Source organism: Neisseria sp. P0021.S005 (assembly GCF_051956955.1).
Map to the genome: position 1 here is coordinate 1 of NZ_JBQCWY010000690.1, position 1,607 is coordinate 1,607.

At 51.3% G+C, this 1,607-nt stretch carries 1 protein-coding gene; it reads left to right on the forward strand.

The genetic code is table 11. The features are described from left to right. Positions 1 to 320: 320 nt before the first annotated feature. Positions 321 to 1,607: aconitase family protein (locus ACTHUE_RS18360; RefSeq protein WP_440424127.1), on the forward strand; the 1,287-nt coding region annotated here is incomplete at its 3' end.

Sequence of the window (1,607 nt, forward strand, 5' to 3'; positions counted from 1 at the left end):
GTTTTTCGACGGCCTAGTGCAGTATGCGAGAGAGAGAGCCGGCCGTTTGGAAAACATGCTGCTCTGCTGTCGTCATTCCCATACAGGCAGAAATTCAAAAGTTGAAATGTTCTGCTGTAAAGAGTGCCGAAAGATTTAAGTTTGGATTTCCGTCTATACGGGAATGATGGTAGCGGAGCAGCAATTTTTTTCATACCGCGAATAGATTTCAGACAACAAGCAATAAAACAGAATTTATGGTTTCAGACGGCCTTAAGGTCCGAATCAACAGGCCGTCTGAAACCCAAAACCAAAAAAATAATAGATTTAGGAGAACCGACATGACTGCCAACCAACGCTACCGCAAAGCTTTGCCCGGTACGGATTTGGAATATTACGACGCGCGTCAGGCGTGTGAAGACATCAAACCAGGCTCTTACGACAAGCTGCCTTATACAAGCCGTATCTTGGCTGAGAACTTGGTCAACCGCGCAGACAAAGTCGACCTGCCTACGCTGCAAAGCTGGCTGGGTCAGCTGATTGAGGGAAAACAGGAAATCGACTTTCCTTGGTATCCGGCACGCGTGGTGTGTCACGATATTCTGGGTCAGACAGCGTTGGTGGATTTGGCAGGTCTGCGCGATGCGATTGCAGAAAAAGGCGGCGATCCTTCCAAAGTGAATCCGGTGGTGCAAACCCAGCTCATCGTCGACCACTCTCTGGCCGTTGAATGCGGCGGCTACGATCCTGATGCCTTCCGCAAAAACCGCGAAATCGAAGACAGACGTAACGAAGACCGTTTCCACTTCATCAACTGGACAAAAACCGCATTTGAAAATGTGGACGTGATTCCGGCAGGCAACGGCATTATGCACCAAATCAACTTGGAAAAAATGTCTCCGGTTGTCCAAGTCAAAAACGGCGTGGCATTCCCTGACACCTGCGTCGGTACTGACTCACATACGCCGCACGTCGATTCACTGGGCGTGATTTCCGTAGGCGTGGGCGGTTTGGAAGCCGAAACCGTAATGTTGGGCCGTGCATCCATGATGCGTCTGCCTGATATTGTTGGCGTTGAGCTGACCGGCAAACGCCAGCCGGGCATTACTGCTACCGACATCGTGTTGGCACTGACCGAATTTTTGCGTAAAGAGCGCGTGGTTGGCGCATTTGTCGAATTTTTCGGTGAGGGCGCAAGAAGTCTGTCCATCGGCGACCGTGCCACCATTTCCAACATGACCCCCGAGTTCGGCGCGACTGCCGCGATGTTCGCTATTGATGAGCAAACCATTGATTATTTGAAACTGACCGGTCGCGATGACGCGCAAGTGAAATTGGTGGAAACCTACGCCAAAACCGCAGGCTTGTGGGCAGATGCCTTGAAAACCGCCGTTTATCCGCGCGTATTGAAATTTGATTTGAGCAGCGTAACGCGCAACATGGCAGGTCCAAGTAACCCGCATGCCCGTTTTGCGACCGCCGATTTGGCCAGCAAAGGCTTGGCAAAACCTTATGAAGAGCCTTCAGACGGCCAAATGCCTGACGGTGCAGTGATTATTGCCGCAATTACTTCATGTACCAATACTTCCAATCCGCGCAACGTTGTCGCTGCCGCGCTGTTGGCACGC